11 protein-coding genes are annotated in these 16,406 nt (G+C 66.8%); 10 read left to right on the forward strand and 1 reads right to left on the reverse strand.

Annotated features, from left to right (window positions below):
- Positions 1 to 38 precede the first annotated feature (38 nt).
- Genes LQF09_RS12115 through LQF09_RS12160 form a run of 10 tightly spaced genes read left to right on the forward strand, consistent with a single transcriptional unit; the run spans position 39 to position 14,088 of the window.
- Positions 39 to 1,451, forward strand: a complete 1,413-nt coding sequence (locus LQF09_RS12115) for a type II and III secretion system protein family protein (RefSeq protein WP_270068063.1) — start codon at positions 39 to 41, stop codon at positions 1,449 to 1,451.
- Positions 1,452 to 1,465: 14 nt separating this feature from the next.
- A complete protein-coding gene (locus LQF09_RS12120) occupies positions 1,466 to 3,139 on the forward strand; it encodes an ATPase, T2SS/T4P/T4SS family (protein WP_270068064.1) in 1,674 nt (557 codons plus the stop codon).
- Positions 3,136 to 3,984: a type II secretion system F family protein gene (locus tag LQF09_RS12125; RefSeq protein ID WP_270068065.1), complete on the forward strand. Its 849-nt coding sequence runs from the start codon at positions 3,136 to 3,138 to the stop codon at positions 3,982 to 3,984. Before LQF09_RS12120 ends, LQF09_RS12125 begins: the two co-directional genes overlap by 4 nt.
- Positions 3,981 to 4,895: a type II secretion system F family protein gene (locus LQF09_RS12130; RefSeq protein WP_270068066.1), complete on the forward strand. Its 915-nt coding sequence runs from the start codon at positions 3,981 to 3,983 to the stop codon at positions 4,893 to 4,895. The genes LQF09_RS12125 and LQF09_RS12130 overlap by 4 nt, the downstream gene beginning before the upstream one ends.
- A complete protein-coding gene (locus LQF09_RS12135) occupies positions 4,892 to 6,184 on the forward strand; it encodes a DUF192 domain-containing protein (RefSeq protein ID WP_270068067.1) in 1,293 nt (430 codons plus the stop codon). The genes LQF09_RS12130 and LQF09_RS12135 overlap by 4 nt, the downstream gene beginning before the upstream one ends.
- 16 nt (positions 6,185 to 6,200) lie before the next feature.
- Positions 6,201 to 11,633 carry an RHS repeat-associated core domain-containing protein gene (locus tag LQF09_RS12140; RefSeq protein ID WP_270068068.1) on the forward strand — a complete coding sequence of 1,811 codons (5,433 nt, stop codon included), beginning with the start codon at positions 6,201 to 6,203 and terminating at the stop codon, positions 11,631 to 11,633.
- Between the two features lie 14 nt (positions 11,634 to 11,647).
- On the forward strand, positions 11,648 to 12,379 hold the full coding sequence (locus LQF09_RS12145) for an energy transducer TonB (RefSeq protein WP_270068069.1): 732 nt from the start codon (positions 11,648 to 11,650) through the stop codon (positions 12,377 to 12,379).
- 9 nt (positions 12,380 to 12,388) lie between these two features.
- Positions 12,389 to 13,186 (forward strand): phospholipase effector Tle1 domain-containing protein, encoded by a 798-nt coding sequence (locus tag LQF09_RS12150; RefSeq protein WP_270068070.1) that lies wholly within the window; start codon positions 12,389 to 12,391, stop codon positions 13,184 to 13,186.
- An 11-nt stretch (positions 13,187 to 13,197) separates the two neighbouring features.
- Positions 13,198 to 13,836, forward strand: a complete 639-nt coding sequence (locus LQF09_RS12155; RefSeq protein WP_270068071.1) for a hypothetical protein — start codon at positions 13,198 to 13,200, stop codon at positions 13,834 to 13,836.
- A 27-nt stretch (positions 13,837 to 13,863) separates the two neighbouring features.
- Positions 13,864 to 14,088 (forward strand): hypothetical protein, encoded by a 225-nt coding sequence (locus tag LQF09_RS12160; RefSeq protein WP_270068072.1) that lies wholly within the window; start codon positions 13,864 to 13,866, stop codon positions 14,086 to 14,088.
- 63 nt (positions 14,089 to 14,151) lie between these two features.
- On the opposite strand, the gene LQF09_RS12165 is transcribed toward LQF09_RS12160, so the two are convergent.
- Positions 14,152 to 16,371, reverse strand: coding sequence for an autotransporter domain-containing protein (locus LQF09_RS12165; protein WP_270068073.1), 2,220 nt, complete (start codon positions 16,369 to 16,371; stop codon positions 14,152 to 14,154).
- Positions 16,372 to 16,406: the final 35 nt, after the last annotated feature.

Raw genomic sequence — 16,406 nt, forward strand, 5'->3', positions numbered from 1 at the left:
CGATCCCCCTCCACCTTCGCCACGCGCCGAGCGACCCGATGCACTTCCTCACCCACACCCTGCTTCGCCTGTTCGCGCTCTGCTGCCTGACCACCGCGGCGGCAAGCGCCGCGCCGGTTAACGCATCGGCCAGCCGCAGCGCCGAAATGCCCGAGCTCACCCTCTTCCAGGGCGAGACGCGGGTCATCACCGAACCCAACGTCGGTCGCCTGGCCGTAGGCAACGGCAAGGCCTTGTCGGCGGCGGTGCTCGACGAGCGCGAGATCCTGCTCATCGCCAACGAGATCGGCACCTCATCCCTGCACATCTGGACAGCCAACGGGCGCAACCGCCGGCTCAAGGTCACGGTCGTCGCCGCCGAGACACCACGCGTGAATCGCGAGATCGCGGCTTTCCTCGCCGACATTCCAAACGCACGCAGCACCGTCATCGGCGACCGGATCGTCATCGAGGGCGACAACCTGAGCAACCGCGACCAGGCCCGCATCGAAGCGCTCGCCAAGCACTACCCGCAGATCCTCAACTTCGCCAACCCGGTCGGCTGGGAAAAGATGATCGTCATGGAAGTGCAGATCGCCGAGTTCCCGGTCAACATGCTGCGCGAGGTCGGGCTGGCCTGGACCGCCACCGGCGGCGCAGCCATCGGCGGCATCTGGATGCCCGGCCGGCGCGGCAACACCCCCTTGCAGATCGACCTTCGCACCGGCGCCGAGAACGCCCCGCCCATCGTCAGTCCCGACGGCAGCGGCAACCCGGTGCCACTGGGCTCGAGCCTCAACGTGCTGTCCGCGCTCAATGCCGGACTCAACGCCCAGTTGCGCCTCATGGAGCAGAACGGTTCGGCCAGCATCCTCGCCCAGCCCATCCTGTCCACCCGCAGCGGCGCCGAAGCGAGCTTCCTCGCTGGCGGCGAGTTCCCCTACAGCGTCAGCAACATCAACGGCACCACCATCCAGTTCAAGCCTTATGGCATCCGCCTCGAGATCTCGCCCACCGTCGATCACAACGGCGTGATCCGCGCCCGCATCATGAGCGAGGTCAGCGACCTCGACCCCTCCGTCATGAGCGCTGCCGGCCCCGCGCTGCGCACGCGCAAGACCGAAACCGAGTTCAACGTCATGGACGGCGGCACCATCGTGCTCAGCGGGCTGCTCAGCCGCGACGTCAATGCCTCCATCGACAAGGTGCCCCTGCTCGGCGACATCCCGGTGCTTGGCGCCCTGTTCCGTTCGCGCCGCTTCCAGAACAACGAGACCGAGCTCGTCGTCTTCGTCACGCCCTACGCCGTGGATAGGCACACCCTGCAGCAGGCCGAGAGCATGCTGCGCGCGCGCCAGCGCCTGGAAGACGCTCCGCGCGCACCCGAACCCGACCTGTCGGCCACCCCGTGGCCCGCCGCCCCGGTCGAGGACCGACCGATTCCGGGCGCGCACGACCCGCTCCACAACTGAGCGGGGCCGACGCCATGTTCCAGGTCACCATTCTCCAGCCCGAAGGCGCCCCTCGCGTCGAGTCGATCAGCGAGACCTCCGCGGTCATCGGCAAGGGGCGCGAATGCCGGCTGCAGCTTCCCGGCTGGAAGGTCGGGCGCGAGCATGCACGCATATACCGCACCAAGTCCGGGCTGTTCATCCAGGATCTCGGCCAGTTCTTCGGCACCAGCGTGAATGGCGTGCGCGTACATCAGCACGGCCCGCTCGCCGCCGACGACCGCATCGTGGTCGGCCCCTTCACCCTCATCGTCGCCGACCAGCTACAGCCCACACCCGCCGGCGCCCCCGCAGCGCATGCGGCGGACACAACGCAAGTAAACGCGCCCCAGCCGATGGCCGCAGCCGCGGGCCCCGGTACACGTACCGCCGCCACGCCCGAACAGTACTGGCGCCGTCGTATCCACGAAGCCCTGCTCGACGCCATCGACCTGCGCCGCCGCGACCTCGTACGCATGAGCGACGACGAACTGCGCGCCGAAGCCGAGTCCCTGCTCGTCGAGCTGATCGACAAGGAAACCGCCCTGCCCGACGGCATCGACCGCGACAGCCTGCGCCGCGACGTACTCAACGAGGCCGTCGGCCTCGGACCACTGGATGAACTGCTCGCCGACGAAACCATCAGCGAGATCATGGTCAACCGCCACGACGAGATCTTTCTCGAGCGCCACGGCCGGCTCGAACGCCACCCCGGCAGCTTCACCAGCGAGCGCGCGGTAATGGGCATCATCGAGCGCATCGTCACCCCCATCGGCCGGCGCATCGACGAGGCGTCACCGATGGTCGACGCCCGCCTCAAGGACGGCTCGCGCGTCAACGCCATCATCCCGCCGCTTGCCATCAAGGGACCGGCGCTCACCATCCGCAAGTTCGGCCGCAAGCTCTTCTCGCACGCCGACCTCGTCGCGATCGGTGCGATGAGCGCGCAGATGGCCGAGTTCCTGCGCGTCTGCGTGCAACAACGCAGGAACGTGCTGATCTCGGGCGGCACCGGCTCGGGCAAGACCACGCTGCTCAACGTGCTATCGAACTTCATCCCCGACGGCGAACGCATCATCACCATCGAGGACGCCGCCGAGTTGCGCCTCGCCCACGCCAACCTGATCAGCCTGGAGGCCCGCCCACCCAACGCCGAAGGCCGCGGCCAGGTGGCCATCCGCGACCTCGTCAAGAACGCGCTGCGCATGCGTCCCGACCGCATCGTGGTCGGCGAGTGCCGTGGTGGCGAGGCGCTGGACATGCTGCAAGCCATGAACACCGGGCACGACGGCTCGCTCACCACCCTGCACGCCAACAGCCCGCGCGACGCCCTCGCCCGCCTCGAAACCCTGGTGCTGATGGCCGGCATGGATCTGCCGCTGTCAGCCATCCGCGAACAGATCGCCTCGGCGATCGACATCGTCGTGCAGCAGGCGCGCCTGCCCGACGGCCGGCGCGTGGTCACCGGCATCGTCGAAGTCGCCGGCACTGAATCGGGGCGCATCCAGATCCAGGAGCTCTTCCGCTACGACCAGCTTGGACGCGACGGCGACGGGCGCGTACAGGGCCGCTTCTGCGCCTGCAATGCAGTGCCGGCCTTCTACGAGACGCTGGCCGGCGCCGGGGCTGCACTCGACCTGTCGCTCTTCGACGGACCGCGCGACGCATGAAGCTCGACCTCGTCCTGCTCATTGTCGCCCTTACCGTGGCCTTGCTCGTGTGGGCACTGGCCGATCTGGTCCCACGCTTGCTGCATGCCTGGCGCAACCGCTTCACCCGCGAGACCGGCTTTCACCTGCGCGAGCTATTCCTGTTCATCGATCCGGCCCGGCTCTATGCGCTCAACCTGGCCCTCACCGTACTCGCCGCAGGCGCGGCCTGGCTGGCCAGCGGCAGCCTCGCGCTGGCCTTCATCGTCGCCCTGCTGCTCGCGATCTCGCCCGGCGCGATCTTTCGCTGGCTGCGCGCGCGCCGTCTCGAACGCATCGAGCAACAACTGCCCGATGCCCTGCAGATGCTGGCCGGCACCGCACGCGCGGGCCTGTCGCTGCCGGCAGCGATCCGCCAGGTCGGCAGCGAGCTGGCGCCACCGCTGCAGCAGGAACTGCTGTTGCTGCAGCACGAACAACGCTTGGGCGTCAGCCTGGACGACGCACTCGAGAACCTCGCCCTGCGGGTGCCTGCACAGCCGGTAAAGCTCATGGTGTCGGCCATGCGCATCGCCTCGGAGACCGGCGGAGGCCTGGCCGAGACACTCGAACGTACCGCCACCACGCTGCGCAGCCAGCATGCCATGGAGCTCAAGATCCGCGCCCTCACGGCCCAGGGCAAGCTGCAGGCCTGGGTCGTGGGGCTGCTGCCGGTGTTCCTGCTCTGGGTGCTCACCCACATGGAGCCGGAGGCCATGGCCTTGCTGTGGACAACGCGCATGGGCTGGGCCGTGCTGGCCGTGGTGCTGGTCATGGAGCTCACCGGCGTGCTGCTCATCCGTCGCATCGTGAGCATCGACATATGAGTCCGTCTGCAACGCCCCTGTTGTCCGCGCTCGAGCCGCGCTGGGTCGTGGGTGGCTTGGCATTCGCCATGGGCCTGTCAGTGGCGCTCGTCGCCTGGCTGCTGTCGCGCGCCGCCGCGGCCGTGCCGCGCCAGGACAGGCTGTGGCTCGATGCGCCTCCGCCGGCCTACCGCATCGTCTGGTGGCCGATCCAGTGGGTAGCGCACTATCTGCGCGGGCTACTGCCCGAGCGCCAGCAGCAGGCCTGCCTGGGCCAGCTGCGCCTGGCCGGCCTGGACTACGCGCTCGACCCCGCGCAGTTCATGGCCGGACGCGTCATCTGGGGGCTGCTGTGCGCAGGGTTCGGCGGCTGGCTCGCCGGCGGCTTTGCACTCGCACCGCAGTGGCCGGCACTGGCCGGGCTCGCGCTCGGCGCCTTCCTCCCACTCGCCTGGCTGCGCGACCGCATCCAGCGCCGCCGCCGGCAGACCTTCAAGGGTCTGCCCTTCATGCTCGATCTCATCACGCTGTGCGTCGAGTCCGGGCTCAACCTCAATAGTGCCATCGCTCAGGCCGTCGCCAAGGGGCCTGCCGGGCCGCTGCGCGATGAGTTTGCCCGCCTGCTGCGCGACGTGCGCGCCGGCAAGGCGCGCAGCGAAGCCTTGCGCGAGCTCGCCAGCCGCCTCGACCTGCCCGCGGTGTCCAACTTCGTCACCACCTTGATCCAGGCCGAGGCCACCGGCATGAGCCTGGGCCCCATCCTGCGCGCCCAGGCCGAACAACGCCGCACCGAACGCTTCGCGCAAGCCGAAAAATTGGCCATGCAGGCCCCCGTGAAGCTGCTCTTCCCGCTGCTGTTCTTCATCTTCCCCTGCGTGTTCGCGATCCTGATGTTTCCGATCGTGATGAAGTTCATCGGGGCCGGGCTTTGAGCGTCGAGCCGCTGAACATCCGCCGCGCCGGGCACTTCCTTTCGCGCCTGCGCGGCCTCCTCGGCACCGCCGCCCTGGCGCCTGGCCATGCCTTGCTCATCACCCCCTGCGCTGCGGTCCACACCGCATTCATGCGCTACCCGATCGACGTGGTCTTCATCGACGCCGACGAGCGCATCGCCAAAGTGGTCGAGGCGCTCCCCCCTTGGCGTGCCACCGCCTGCGCCAGCGCCCGCCACGCGCTCGAACTGGGCGCGGGCGAGGCGCGCCGGCTGGGGCTCGTCGCGGGCATGCGCCTCGACCTCGCCGCTGGCGCACGGCCTGGACACGCCGCGCCCCACGGCAGGCGCGAACGCGGCGCCACCCTGGTGGAGTTCGTCGTCGTCGGCCCGCTGCTGCTCTTCATCCTGCTCGTGCTCATGCAATACGCGCTGCTCTTTCATGCCAAGAGCCAGCTCAACTACGCCACCTTCGAGGCCGCACGCGCCGGCACCGTCGACAGCGCCCGCCCCGCGGCCATACGGACCGCCTTCGATCGTGCCATGACGGGCTACCACGGCGGCGGCACCACTACTGACGAGCTCGCTGCGTCGCGCGCCCGCGCGCTGGCCGAATCGCCCTTCGCCCGCATCGAGATCCTCTCGCCGACCAAGGAGAGCTTCGACGACTACCACAGCCCCGCCCTGGCCACGCGCCTGGGCCTGTCCGCGCGCGTCATCCCCAACACCTACATCGCCCACCTCGAGTGTCCGGCCGACCGCCCCAGTTGCAGCCGCAACCCTGCCACCAACGCCAGCGGCCAGAGCCTGCACGACGCCAACCTGCTCAAGCTGCGCATCACCTACGGCATCCCGCGCGAGAAGCAGATCCCGCTCGCCGGCCCGTTCATGGCCCGTGCCAGCGCACTGCTCGACCCCGCCGACCGCGACACTTTCCGCACCAGCCTCCTCGCCCAGGGCCGCATCCCGGTCGTTGCCCACACCGTCATGCGCATGCAATCGCCCGCCATCGAGGCCGGCAACGCCTCCATCCCCGGCCCGGGCAATGCCGGCAAACCCTCCGACCCCGGACCACCGCCAGACGGACCGACGCTGCCCCTGTGCCCGGTGACGGACCCGGCCTGCACCAGCGTGCCGCCACCTGAAGCCGAGCCGGATGAGGATCCCGACGAGGACCCGCTTCCGGACGACTGCAACCCGCTGACCGACCCGGGCTGTGGATCACCTCCCTCTTGCGATGCCCCCTCGGACTGGCTGCGAAGCAGGCCTGCATCCCCTCAGACACCATGACGACGCATCAACACGAATGAATCGCGCCCTCAAGCCCGCCTCCCCTGCCGCCGTACGTAACGCAGTCGCCCGTGCCCTGCTGGCGCTACTGCTGGCGATGCCCCTGATCAGCGGTGCGCAACTGTCTACGGACGGTGGTGGCTCGTCCTTGCCCCAATCGCGCCCGAGCGATACGAGCTGCGCCCCCTCCGATGGCGGAAACCCAGGCGGTGCGCAGGCATGCGCTGAAGCGGCCCCCGCCAGCCAGGACGAACCGGACGGCGTCGGACGGGCTGCCGGCAACCCGATCGACGTCATCACCGGCAACAAGTACCAGAACGAGACCGACCTGCCCCCGCTACCCGGCCCCCTCGGTCTCGAGATCGTGCGCCACTACAACAGCGCTCAGGCCGGCACAGACTCGCAGCTCGGGCTGCTCGGTCGCGGCTGGCGCCTGTCTTACGAGACCGACCTCCACGCCAATGGCGACCAGTTGCTCATCATCCAGGCCGACGGCAAGCACCTGAGCTTTGCTGCAGCGGATGCGGGCGGGCGCCGGTACTCCCACGCCGACCCGGCGCGCGGGACGGTCATTGCCCTGCGCTCCCCCCAATCCCCGGGCAGGCGAGGTCATCGCTGGACCTGGCCAGACGGTCGCGAGCTCGACTTCGATGCGCGCGGCAAGCTCGTGCAGATCCGTCTGCCAAGCGGCGAATTCCTCAGTCTCACACGCGGTCTCGACGGCGAACTGATGAAAGTCACCGACCCGCAGGGACGCAGCCTGAACTTCGAGTACGCCCCACGCAGGAGCCGCGGCTTCCGTGGCGTCGTGGCCATCACCAGCCCGCTCGGGCGCTTTACCTATTCGCACCAGAACGAGCGCACCCTGCCCGGCCTGAGCAATCTGGTCGCCGCGACGCTGCCCGACGGCACAACCCGGCGCTATCACTACGGCGCCGACATCGGCGAGTCCGCACTCGGGTGGCCCCACCATCTCACGGGGATCACCGTCGTCGGCAAGCGCCCCGATGGCACCGCCGCCGACGCCCAACGCCTGTCGACCTATGCCTACGACGCCGCCGGCCGCGCGGTAATGAGCGTGCGCGGTACCCCGCGACAGTTCGACGCATCAGGCCAACTGCTGCGTGGCAGCGGAATCGAACAGGTGGACCTGCGCTTCAGCGCCCCGGACCGCACCGAGCTCACCAACAGCCTGGGCGAGACCACCCGCTACCGCCACACGCGCATCAACGGCGAACCGCGCCTGCTCGAAGCCATCGGCCCAGGCTGCGCGCGCTGTGGCGAGACGAACGTACGCTACGCATACGACCGCTACGGCGCCCTGACCGAGATCACCCGCCTCGATCCGGGCGCCCGCCCGCTTGCCGCCACAAAGATCGAGCGCGATGCACTAGGGCGCGTGGTGCGCGAGAGCCGCGTCGATTACGCCAATGGCCGCCCCCTGCCGGAACGGCTCATCGCCCGCTACGAGTACGCCGACGCAAGCCCCCGCCCTGCCCTCGTCGCCCGGCCCAGCGTAATCCCTGGCAAGGAACACCAGATCCGCTTCTCCTACAACGATCGCGGCCAGCGGATCGAAGTGACCGAGTCCGGCTTCAGCCCACTGGACGCCGCCGGCGAGCCCGCTGCCTCCGCCGAGGCGGCCACGCCGATCAGCCGCACCACCACCTACGCCTACACCGCGATCAACGGCCGCAGCCTGCTCGCCCAGATCGACGGGCCGCTGCCCAATGGGCCCAATGGAGATCCAGGTGATTCGGATGTCACACGCTTCGACTGGGATACTCACGGTAGCTTCGTGATCAGGCTCACGCAGCCCGGCGGGCTGCAAAGCGCGCTGCAGCATCACCCCCAGACCGGATTGCTGCGACGTGTGGTCAATGACGAGGGCTTCGAGACCACATTCACCTACAACGCACGCCAGCAAATCACGAGCGTACGCAGCCGGGGGCCGGGCTGGTCAATACCCCTCGAGCAGCGAATCCACTACGACGAACTCGGCAACCCGACCGAGGAAGCGCACCTCGGCCAAGCTGCCGCGAGCTGGCGCCGGCAGTGGGACACCCAGGGCCGCCTGCTGTGGCATGCCAGCGCCCTCGGAGTGCTGAGCAGCTACACCTACGACACCGAAAGCCGCCTGACCGAGCACACGCTCCAGAGCGCGAGCCTCACGCAGTCACGGCACCGTCGCTACGACGACCGGGGCCGGCTCGCACACGCCTGGGACAACGCCGGGCGCAGCTTGAAATGGCGCTACGACGAGCACGGACAACTCGAACGCGTGATCGACGCCCTCGGGTTCGAACACGCGGTGCCGGCGCGCATATCCCCACTTCCGCATGAGCTCGCCCAGGCCACCCAGGTGCAAGCGCTGCGCGACGACTTCGGCCGCCTGGTATGGCGGCGCAGCCCCGACACCGGGACCGTGCTGCGCGAGCTCGACGCCGCCGATCGCATCGCCGCGATGCGTGATGCGCGCGGCAACCTCGCCCGCTACGAATACGACGCGCAAGGCCGCATCCTGCGCCAGGTCATCACCGACGCGGCGTCGAGCAAGGCGGAAACGACCCACTGGCGCTACGCCGGCAGGCGTCTGATCGAGCTTGTTCATCCCACTCAGAGCGAACGCTACGAATACGACGCGCGCGGCCTGCACAGCGCGCGGATCGTGCGACTCGCCACCGAACAGGGCGAGCTGACCTCAGTCACCCGCTACGAGCACGACGAGGTCGGCCGGCTCGTCGCCACCACCCTGCCCGACGGCAGCCGCCTGCGCTACGAGCGCAACGGCCAGGGCCAGGTCGTCGCACTCATGCTTGGCAGCGTCCAGACGCCGTGGCTGCGCCAGCTCGAACGCGAGCAACTCATCGCGAGCGACTTCGAGCGCGACCTCGCGGGCCTGCGCGCTCACACCGCCGGCAACGGTATCCAGACCCTCTACCAGCGCAGCCGCGAAGGCGTGCTGGCACGGGTGGTGCATCGCCACCGCACACCCGAGCGGGTGCGCCTGGCCCGTTACCCGTCAGATCCCGTGCAGCTTGGGCTCAGCCGACAGGAGGTAATCGAAAGGCTGCTCGGCATTGCACCCGCCCGCGCTCAATCCCCGAGCGGCACGCAAAGTCACGCATCCATGGCGGCAAACTCCTCCGCCAAGGCAAACCCCGATGCGGCCCTCTTGCCGGGCGCCCTGGGCCTTCCCGAAGATCCCTCGGCACTGCTGGACCACCGCTACGTCTGGGACGCACGCGGCAACCTGCTGCATAGCCGCCAGCAGGCAGCCCACGCCGGCGCGCAGCCCACCTGGCATAGCCACGCCTACGACCGGCACAACCAGCTGTTGGTCTCGGTCGAATGGCAGGCGCAAGACAAGGCGCTGGCCGAACAGGCCGTGTGGCGCTATGCGTACGACCCGGCCCAGCGCCGCGTGCTCAGCCAGCAGGGCGTCGGCTCGCAAGCCGAGCTGCGCGCAGGCACGCGCCGTAGCGCCTTCGATCTCGGCAGCCACCGACGCATCGATGCGGACCGCCCCCCCGCCCGCTACAGCGCCAGCGGCCAACCCGAGCAACTGGGCAGCCGCGAATACGACTGGGACGCCCGCGGCCGCCTGGTCGAGGTACGCGAGCACGGCAAGACGCTGGCACGCTACGGTTACGACCACCGTGGCCTGCGCAACGTCAAGCATGCAAACGGCCAGACCCGCTACACCCTCTACGACGAAGCGCGCCAGCCGCTGGCCGAATTCGACGCCCACGGGCGCATCCTGCGCCAGTACGTGTGGCTGGCCGATCTGCCCGTGGCCGTCATCGACCGGCCCCAAGGCGCCGCGCCGGCGCCGGCCGCGCAAGGCACCGCCGCCCGCATCATCGGCGACCTGATACGCGTCGCTCAAAGCTGGCTCGCCGGCTCCAACGGCATCGTCTGGCTGCACGGCAACCACCTCGGCGCGCCGGAACTCGCCACCGACACTCAAGGCCAAGTGCTGTGGCGTGCGCACTACGCGCCCTTCGGGGCGGCCAACGTCCACTCGGGCGGCTTCACCCTCAATCTGCGCCTACCCGGCCAGTACCTTGATGCCGAGACCGGGCTGCACTACAACCGCGCACGCTACTACGACCCGGAACAAGGCCAGTACCTCAGCCCCGACCCGCTCGGCACCCCGGACGGCCCCAATCCCTACGCCTACGTCGCGTACAACCCGCTCAGGTTCATCGATCCGGACGGGCTGATCCTGTTTGCGTTCGATGGCACGGGCAACAGCGACGACCGCAACGATCCGGCAATGGGGGGCGACGGGTTCACGAATGTGGTCCATTTCCGGAACGCCTACGATAACGGCAGAGCCCGCTACGTCAGCGGCGTCGGCACGGTGCATCGAGACGACGAGTACGGCCACATCCGACCGGAACATTACGCGACACACACCCTGCTCTGGTGGCTCACGCCCGGGGACCCCGTCTACGTCAACGACATGGGCGGCAACTACTCGGGACCGGCTCGCATCGATCGGATGATCCGCTACCTCAAGGACGAAGCCAATCTGATAACCGATCCCGACGAGATCATGGACATCGATATCGTAGGCTTCAGTCGTGGCGCGGCCCAGGCGCGACATTTCGCGAACTACATCGTAGCCAATACGCGCAATGGCTACTTTCATTACAGCGATGTCGTAAACGGCGAGGCGGTCGCGCTCTGCCAGCGCGTCAACTTCCGCTTCATGGGCCTCTTCGACACCGTGCTCTCCACCAACTTCAGCGGCACAGGTTACAACCTCGGCATACCAGGCGAGTTCGCCTACGTCGCGCAAGCGGTGGCGCTCAACGAGCACCGTTCGGGGATCATCGACGAATACGGGCAGCGCAACCCCAAGCCGCACAGCATGCACTGGGGCGGTTTTCCCCTGGAGTCGATCGGGGCGAGTCGCAGCACTCCGGGACAGATCCGCATCGAAAAGGGCTTCATCGGCGCGCACGCGGACATCGGCGGCGGCTACCCGGACGACGAACAGGGACTGTCGCGAGTTGCGCTGAACTGGATGGTGCAGCAGGCAAAGAATGCAGGCGTGACCATGAAGGATGTACCACCGATTCCGATGAACGCCGTCGTGCTGCACGACCAAAGCAACGTCATCCGTGTGGGCGACCCGCGGGTCCTGGTTCCCAAGGAGGTAACCCACGGCGACATCCCCTGGATCGACTACGTCTTCGCTGAGGACCGCGAGGTCCGTGGTGCCACCTCGGGTGGCAGCCAGCGCAGCATGGGCTTCGACAACGGCGGCATGGTCCATGCCGACACGCTGAGTTACATCACCTGGCTGCCGCGCGAGGTCGAACAGTTGGGCAAGGGCACGGCGCTCGACCCGCGCAAGCTCGGCAACGTCACCGGCACGGTGGACATGCAGGGCTACCTGGAGTGGCTGCGTGATCCCAGTAACGGATATGGATTGTAAGGAGACACAGCGAAATGAGCCTGACGAGACGACGCCTTGTGCTGACTTCCGCAGCGTACGTGCTGCTGAACGGCTGCCGCAGCACGCCACCGCCGGCCCCCAAGCCGACAACCCCCGAGCAGGCGCGCTACCTGGAGAGCCGCGAACGCATGCTCAAGAGGTTTGGTCGCCCGGGCTTCGAACTGGTGGTCGATGCAATGGACGGGCAGGAGTTTCTCGGCGTCGAGTTCTTTCCGGAGGATGCGAAGTACCCGTTTTACCAAAAGGGAGGGCAACGGTTACAAACACAAACCCAGATGGTGCTCTCGCAGCCAGTGCCCGAACGGGTGCGCGTCGTGTGGCGCGACTCCAGCAAGTTCGTACCCGACGGTCGAGCGCTCTACGCCGGCAACATCATCGGCGACGAGATCATCGAGGTCGGAACGCGCATCCCGCAGGCGCTGATCGACGACCTCAAGCGCGACCCGCGCGGCAACCTGCGCCTGAAGTTCCGCATGAGCGAACAGGGCACGCTGCTCGGCTGGGACATCGAGCGCAGGCCGGGCTACGACGCGAAAGCGGCCCAACGGGCCGTCATGGAGCTCAAGCCGTACCCGCATGTACGGCCCGTGTACTCGTTCATCGGCGGTGACTTCCGGGAGGCCACCTATACCGACAACATCGTGGACGGCCGGATCGTCCGCACCCATCACAAAGGCTGGTACATCGACAAGCGCACCGGCAGGAAGATCGAGACCGACTACTGAACAATGCCGATGCCGTTTCTCCTGGCGCGGACACTCAAGACATCAGTCCCGCCAGCTACGCCAAAAGCACCGCTTCGCGTCATCGCTCGGCAATTCAGCGATGTCGTCAACGGCGAGGCGGTCGCGCTCTGCCAGCGAGTCAACTTCCGCTTCATGGGCCTCTTCGACACCGTGCTCTCCACCAACTTCAGCGGCACGGGTTACAACCTCGGCATACCAGGCGAGTTCGCCTACGTCGCGCAAGCGGTGGCGCTCAACGAGCACCGTTCGGGGATCATCGACGAATACGGGCAGCGCAACCCCAAGCCGCACAGCATGCACCAGGGCGGCTTCCCGCTGGAATCCATCGGCGCGAGCAGCTACACGCCTGGGCAGGTGCGCATCGAGCGCGGCTTTCTCGGCGCGCACAGCGACATCGGTGGCGGCTTCCCCGATGGCGATCTGGCGAAAGTCGCTCTGCTCTGGATGGTCGAGCAGGCCAAGGCGGCCGGAGTTGACATGAGACCACCCACAGCAGAGCAGGAATCCATCATCGCCAACCCCGTCATCCATGACCGAAGCACCAACCTGCTCCAAGGCGGCCCCACCGCCACGAGCGAAGACCGCACGGTACGCTATCTGGACGGGAGCACGGAGAAGCAGCGACAGGCCAATACCTTCGGAATGAACTGGGGCGACACATTGGAATACATCGCCTATAAGCCCGATCCGAACACACTCGATTCCATCGCAGGAACAGTCGATATGCACGGGTACCTGGAATGGCTCGATAAAAATGGCTATGGCGTTACCCTGAACGTGCAATGAGGAGATTTTGCATGAAACGACGAACCGCCGTTGTCGCACTGCTTGCATCCGGCTTGAGCGCCGCCTGCGGCAGCATCGCGAACTCGTTTGCTCGCCCCGGCTTCGGAGCGGTTATACGATATGAATTAGCAAAAGGCGCGGAGGAAAAACCCGGTCTGCTCGCAGTTTCAGACACCGGGAGCCAGCTTTTTGCTTCCGCCACCCTGAGTTCGAGGAATTCGGGAAACCTGTCCTTTGCCGGAGCGAGCGTCCCAAACTGGGTACGTGTGACGTGGAGGACAGCCATTTATGGGAAGCTAATCTCGAGCACCGGCAGAGTCACCGACACATTGGACTTTGGGGAAATCATCGGCGACTACAAGGTTGAAATCGCCAGCCGCATTCCGGCTGAAGTCTTACGCTACGCCAGCCGAGGCAGGGGCCGCGCAATCTACCTCGTCTTCCGCATCAAGGACGACGGAGTGCTGCTGTCCTGGAGCGTGCAGGAAACCGTCCGTGACCCGAAGACAGGAGGAACCGGCCGTGTCTACAGCCTCTACGGCGGCGACCTCTCGTGCGACGACCCGGGCGGGCTGATCAAGAAGATTCGTTGCACTTCCGGTTACCTGAAAGACGCCCCTTGGTACAACCCCTCGTGGGAGTTCATTTGACTGCGCTCCCTACACCTATGGGACACGGTGCTGAGCACCCACACCGGCAACTACGCCCTGGGCATCCCGGATGAGTTCGCCTACGTCGCACGGGCGATCGCCTTGAACGAATACCGTTTCAATCTGGTCGCCTTCCCGCTCGAGTCCATCATGGGCAGCGCGATCACTGCTGAACAGACACGCATCGAGCGCGACTTCATCGGCGCGCACAGCGACATCGGCGGCGGCTTCCCCGACGGCAATCTGGCCTAGGTGGCGCAGGTGGTTCGGTCGCCCGGGCTGCATGAACTGCTTCGCGATCAGCGTCGACGCTCCTCAGAACGCGTGTTGCCAATTCGCCGCCAGCCATGCGTTCGACGTTTCGCCCTTGGTGGTGGCGTTGAGCATGAGTGATGCGCGGCCACCGGCCAGCTTACCTTCCACCCCCACGCCAAGGCGCAGCCAGTTCCGGTCGTTCCTCCGTCCATCGAGGCCAAAGTCCGACAGACCGATCACCTGACCCGAGCTGCGCGGGCCGCTTTTCTCGAAGCGGTGCGCAGCTTCGAGCATCCCGATGAGATTCAAGCCGTTCCCCAGTAGTTTGGCCGCATTCACGCCGAGGCGCAGTTCAGTGGCCTTTTCCTTGCGGCTGTCGAAGCGCGCTGGAAAGCCGCCGCTGGTTTCGGTGTAGGCGGCGAGCCTTGCCTTGGCATGGCTCAGATCGACGTAGGGCAATACATCGGCATTGGCGACATGCCAGGCCTGGTCCCATTCGAGGCGCGCGCGCAGGCCCCAGGTGTTCACATTTGGCGTGCCTCGTGAGTAATCCTGCGCCCCAGCGTTGAGATAGCCGCGCCTCATGTCCGCCTCACCCCGATGCACATACGCGCCGACGGCTCCCCACAGATTGCCCGAGACCGGGATCAGCGCCTGGGCCAGCACATAGGTACCGGCGGTCTTCGTCCGGCCGTTGTGCGCCTGATCCTGCTTTGCCCAGGTCTGGCCGAGCGAAACATTGACCTGCGCTGCGCCGAAATTCTTGCCGAAACCGACTTCAGCAAGGCCGAGATCTCCGGAACGGGCGCCGTGGCCGTCCCGCCCCCAGTCGCCAGCCAGCCAAAAGGCGCGCTGCCCCTCATCCACGCGGCGCGACAACGGACGGCTGTGGGCACCGTTGAGTACCGTGACGGCGGCGGAAAGCGCCATCCCGCCGCCCACCGACGTGTCGGCGAGACTTTGCTGCAGATCTTGCAGCGTAATCAGGCCGCCACCGTTGCCGCCATTACCACCATTACCACCATTACCACCATTACCACCATTACCACCACTGCCACTGTCGGCCACGCGGGCGATGAAGGCTTGGCCGCTCGCAAGCGTGCCGACCACCACGCTGCCGTCGACGTTCGTCGCATTCGCCACTCGAGTGATATCCACAGGCACAGCCACCCCGGCGTCGCGCAGCCAGTCTTCCACCGACTGCATGCTGGCGTCCTGAGTCCAGCGGAAGGCTCGCTGGCTCCCGCCGGGCGTCAAGGCCCAGCCCACCACCACGGCACCGTCGCCGGAGACGCCATGGGCATTCGCCTCCGCTCCCCCCAGGGTCCCGAGATCCACCATCCCGATGTCCTGCGTCCAGCGGAAGGCATGCACGTTTTCTCTCACGCCGAGCTCGTAGTCAAGCTCCCCCTCATCTATCACTCTGCCTACATCGAAGGCCCCACCCACGACCACAGCGCCATCGGCGGAGACGCCGTTGGCCTGCGAATTCGTCCTGCCCGTGATGCCCCCCAGATTTACCATGCCCGTGTTCTGCGTCCAGCGGAATGCGTGCCAAGCCTCATTGCCGGCCGTAAGGGAGGCACCCACCACCACCGCGCCGTCGGCCGAGACGCCTTCGGGAACCGACCAAAGCCCGCCCAGTGTGCCCAGATCTTCCATGCCACCGTCTTGCGTCCAGCGAAACGCGCGATACTGCATGTCGCTCTTATCGGCCCAACCCACCACCACCGTTCCGTCTGAACTAATGGCATGGGCATACGAATTCGGCCCACCCAAGGTGCCCAGATCCACCATGCCCGAGCCCCGTGTCCAACGGAAGGCGCGCCAAGCCTCATCGTTGGTCGTATCCGACCCGCCTACAACCACCGCCCCGTCGGCAGAGACACCGTGTGCTTCCGAATGCGTCCCGCCCAAGGTACCGAGGTTGATCATGCCGCTATCCTGCGTCCAGAGGAAGGCCCGATCGGCCTGGTCACCGGCCATGATGGTGCTTGCGCCCACCACCACGGCGCCGTCGAGACTGACGCTGGTGGCGCCCGAATTCGTCCCACCCAGGGCGCCGAGGTTGGTGATACCGCCCTGTGCCTGCGCCACAGCGGGAAAGAACAGCGGCAGGGCGGCCAGGGCAAATGCGAGGGGCCTGAGGCGGAAGGCAGAGCGAGGATGGAAGGATGCGTTGGTGGTTTCGTGGTGCATGATCTTCTTTCCAAAAAAGTTGGCGCCAACGGCAACAGAGACGTGCAAAATGTCTTCGGCATATGTTTTTTGAATATGCATTATGACACAGCAACACCATCCTGCAGTAACCGTTC

The sequence above is a fragment of the Thauera sp. WB-2 genome (assembly GCF_027594845.1).
Lineage (GTDB): Bacteria > Pseudomonadota > Gammaproteobacteria > Burkholderiales > Rhodocyclaceae > Thauera > Thauera mechernichensis.

Bases quoted from the DNA above. Each gene is read 5' to 3' on its own strand.
- LQF09_RS12150 (WP_270068070.1), top strand. From the start codon at position 12,389: ATGCCGTTTCTCCTGGCGCGGACACTCAAGACATCAGTCCCGCCAGCT.
- LQF09_RS12120 (WP_270068064.1), top strand. From the start codon at position 1,466: ATGTTCCAGGTCACCATTCTCCAGCCCGAAGGCGCCCCTCGCGTCGAG.
- LQF09_RS12125 (WP_270068065.1), top strand. From the start codon at position 3,136: ATGAAGCTCGACCTCGTCCTGCTCATTGTCGCCCTTACCGTGGCCTTG.
- LQF09_RS12165 (WP_270068073.1), bottom strand. From the start codon at position 16,371: ATGCATATTCAAAAAACATATGCCGAAGACATTTTGCACGTCTCTGTT.
- LQF09_RS12130 (WP_270068066.1), top strand. From the start codon at position 3,981: ATGAGTCCGTCTGCAACGCCCCTGTTGTCCGCGCTCGAGCCGCGCTGG.
- LQF09_RS12140 (WP_270068068.1), top strand. From the start codon at position 6,201: ATGAATCGCGCCCTCAAGCCCGCCTCCCCTGCCGCCGTACGTAACGCA.
- LQF09_RS12115 (WP_270068063.1), top strand. From the start codon at position 39: ATGCACTTCCTCACCCACACCCTGCTTCGCCTGTTCGCGCTCTGCTGC.
- LQF09_RS12145 (WP_270068069.1), top strand. From the start codon at position 11,648: ATGAGCCTGACGAGACGACGCCTTGTGCTGACTTCCGCAGCGTACGTG.
- LQF09_RS12155 (WP_270068071.1), top strand. From the start codon at position 13,198: ATGAAACGACGAACCGCCGTTGTCGCACTGCTTGCATCCGGCTTGAGC.